The sequence below is a fragment of the Intestinibacter sp. genome (genome assembly GCF_051866655.1).
Classification (GTDB): domain Bacteria; phylum Bacillota; class Clostridia; order Peptostreptococcales; family Peptostreptococcaceae; genus Intestinibacter.
Genome location: NZ_JBJDXL010000306.1, coordinates 1 through 3683, shown reverse-complemented (window position 1 = coordinate 3683; position 3683 = coordinate 1). Strand labels below are relative to the sequence as shown.

Sequence of the window (3683 nt, the reverse complement as noted above, 5' to 3'; positions counted from 1 at the left end):
GGACTTACCTGGCCAAAAAGCTAGAATTAAGCTTATGCTAGCTCTAGGTAAAACTAACGATCAACAAGAATTAAAGGATATATTTGAAAAAGGAATATACTACTAAAATTATAAAAAGGGCTGTCGCAAATTTTATTTTACGACAGCCTCTTTATTTATAAAGCTTCTAATTTTCTATAATATTTTTGAGAAGAAGTCTCTAGCTCTTTCATTTTTAGGATTTGTAAATACTACTTCAGGCTTATCATCTTCTATGATTTTACCACCATCCACAAATAAAAGTCTATCAGATACTTCTTTTGCAAATCCCATTTCATGTGTTACTATCGCCATTGTCATACCTTCTTTGGCTAACTCTTTTATAACATCAAGAACTTCTTTTACCATTTCTGGGTCAAGAGCTGATGTTGGTTCGTCAAATAACATCATGTCTGGTTCCATAGCTAATGCTCTAGCTATTGCAATTCTTTGCTTTTGCCCACCTGATAATTGGGCTGGATAAGCATCCTTTTTGTCTAATAATCCTACTCTTTTAAGTAGTTCTTCTGCCTTTTTATTAGCCTCTGCTCTACTTAATTTTTTAATCTTCATAGGAGCAAGTGTTATATTATCTAGTACAGTCATGTTAGGAAATAGGTTGAAGTTTTGGAACACCATACCTATTTTTTGTCTAACTTCATCAATATTAACTTTTTTATCAGTAATATCTGTACCTTCAAATATTACTTGACCCTCTGTTGGCACTTCAAGTAAATTCATACATCTCAATACTGTACTTTTTCCTGATCCACTAGGTCCAACTATTGTAACTATTTGACCTTTTTCTATAGTTAAGTCTATTCCTTTAAGTACATGTAAATCACCGAATGATTTATGCAAATTCTTTAACTCTATCATATTATCACATTCCTTTGGTATTTTTCTAATTAGACTGAGCTAATTTCTTTTCTAGTAATCCTACTAATAATGAAAGTACTGTAGTCATAACAAGATACATTATAGCTGCCATTATATATGGCTCGAATGGTCTATATAATGCTGTTCTAACTATACCAGCCTTAAACATCAATTCTTGAACTCCTATAACAGAAATTATTGAAGATTCCTTAACTAATGTTATGAATTCATTTGCTAATGCTGGTAATACATTTTTTACAGCTTGTGGTACTATGACATATCTCATAGCATCAACATATCCTAATCCTAAAGATCTACTTGCTTCCATTTGTCCTTTATCTACTGCTTGTATACCTGATCTAAATATCTCAGCTATATATGCACTTGAATTTATTGATAATGCAAATGCACCACTTACAAAGTCACTAGAGAAAGGTCCTATATCAGGAAACTGAATACCTAGCTGTGGTAAACCAAAATAAATGATAAAGATTTGTACAAATAGAGGTGTACCTCTTAATATTTGTACATAAGCACTTGCTGGCCATTTTAAGATTTTTATTTTTGACATTTTCATTAGACAAATAAGTAACCCTAAAACAAAACCAATTACTAAAGATACTAATGAAATAATTATAGTAGTTTTAGCACCTGCTATAAATACTCCATAATATCCTGATAATACACTAAAATCCATAATCTAATCTCCTACTTCTAATATAAAGCCTATTCTTCTTCTTGTTTGTCAGCTAATTTTAAAGCATCTTGCATGTATTCGTCGATTTTACCTTCATCTTGTAATCTCTTTATAGTTTTATTTATAGATTCTATAAATGCAGTATTATCAACTTTGTCATCTGCTTTTTTAACTGCTACTGCTGAAGTTTCAGCTACTTCTTGACCTACTTCTGTATTTCCTATTGCTAAACCATCATATTGTGCTATGTTTATTTGAGCAACGTTTCTACCTGTAACTATAACATCTATGTTTTTGTTTTGAAGTTCTAACATTAAGTCTGGAACTCTCTTTAATTGTTTAGCTTCAGTTATACCTAAATCTTCTGTTACATAACTTGCTTGTGTAGTACCACTTTGAACACCAACTTTTAAGTCTTTTAAATCGTCAGCTGATTTTACTATGTCTTCGTCACCTTTTCTTACTATACAAACATTGCTGTCTTCATAGTATAATTCAGAGAAATCTACACTTTTCTTTCTTGTTTCATTTGGAGTCATACAAGCTAAAACTACGTCAACTTTATCTGCATTTAAAGCTCCTAATAAACCATCGAAGTCCATATCAGTGTATTCTACTTTTACACCCATATCTTTAGCTATTTCTTCTACCATAGTAACGTCAAATCCTACTATAGTATCTTTTCCATCAACCATTGTATGGAATTCATATGGAGCATATTCAGCACTTGTACCCATTTTTAATACTCCAGCTTCTTTTACTTGTTCTAATTTGTCTACTTTTTCAGTAGCACTACTTGCGCTTGATGCACTTGAGCTTTTTGATGAACTACTGCATCCAACTAAGCCCATTACCATAATTGCAGCTAACCCTGTAGCTAATAATTTCTTTAATTTCATTTTAACAGTCCCCCTTAGTTTTTTTATATATAGTAATACGCAGTATTTTTTAGATTTCAAAATCTATTAGTCTAAATAAAATACATCAGTTCAAAGAAATCACCAAAAATAAAAAAGTCCCTTAGTTCAAAAACTAAGAGACGAATTAACCGCGTTACCACTCTTTTTGATAATTAATAAATTTTAATTATCCACTCAAGCCTTTAAGGCAGGCATACCTATTATCCTACTAATTTCAGATAATCTTCTCCAAAGCTCTCTTCGCAATAAACTCCATTACTGGCTCACACCATACCCAGCTCGCTTGAATTTATGTTTATGCTACTTTCTTTTTCATAGAATTTTATTATTAAACTATTATATAATTATAAATTACTTTTTCTATTTTTGTCAATTCTTTTATCGATAAATTTTTACTTATTTCTCGATAATATGCCTAATTTTTTATATTATTTTAATAATTTTATTTTTTAAACATGTTTTGTAATCTAAAACCTTAGTTGATTTTTTAAATTTTACTGTTATCTTATCGTTTTTCTTATCGACGATTTTTCCTTCTTTAAATGTCTTGTGGTATATTTTATCGCCGATGTTTATCTGCTTTAGCTCTGAATTTAGAGGTTCTTCTATTTCATTTATAAATCTGGATATTGATACTTTTTTGCCGTATTTGTTTTGTGGACAGCTTATGCAAAGTCTATTTTTAGCTCTTGTTATCGCGACATACATAAGTCGTCTTTCTTCTTCAATTTGATCGTTTTTCTTATCTTCATCCTCTATATCATATGATTTTTCGTGCGGAATTGTTCCTTCATTTGTACCAATTATATAAACATTGTCAAATTCTAATCCCTTTGCACTGTGCATAGTTGTGAATATTACTCCGTTTACTTCTTTATTTTTTTGATTTTCTTGTAGCTCTTCTTTTACTTTTTCTATATGACTTAGGTATTCTCCTATTGTCTTGAAATTTGAAGATGAGCTTTCTATTTCGTTTAATATCTCTATCAATCCATTAGGCTTTATTTTTCTATTCATACAGTAATCTAATATGTATTTATCGTAATCTAGAGTCGTTCTTATAAATGAAATTGCATTTTTAGGCTCTAGTGATTTAAGGTAGCTTAAATCTATTTCTAAGTCGTTTATAGTTTTAACTTGTTTTTGGTGTAAATTACATTTTGTAATTA

The 3683-nt window shown here is 30.2% G+C and carries 4 protein-coding genes and 1 other annotated feature; all 4 genes read right to left on the bottom strand.

All coding sequences use genetic code 11. The annotated features are described in order from the left end of the window. Positions 1–174 precede the first annotated feature (174 nt). Complete coding sequence (locus ACI3VO_RS09190; RefSeq protein WP_439757628.1) at positions 175–897, bottom strand: amino acid ABC transporter ATP-binding protein; 723 nt, start codon at positions 895–897, stop codon at positions 175–177. Positions 898–922: 25 nt separating this feature from the next. After that, on the bottom strand, positions 923–1594 hold the full coding sequence (locus ACI3VO_RS09185; protein ID WP_439757627.1) for an amino acid ABC transporter permease: 672 nt from the start codon (positions 1592–1594) through the stop codon (positions 923–925). Positions 1595–1623: 29 nt separating this feature from the next. After that, positions 1624–2493, bottom strand: a complete 870-nt coding sequence (locus ACI3VO_RS09180) for a transporter substrate-binding domain-containing protein (RefSeq protein WP_439757626.1) — start codon at positions 2491–2493, stop codon at positions 1624–1626. 133 nt (positions 2494–2626) lie between these two features. Then, positions 2627–2839 (bottom strand) — a binding site (T-box leader). A 98-nt stretch (positions 2840–2937) separates the two neighbouring features. Beyond that, the coding region (locus ACI3VO_RS09175) for a 3'-5' exonuclease (RefSeq protein ID WP_439757625.1) at positions 2938–3683 on the bottom strand (746 nt) is incomplete at its 5' end.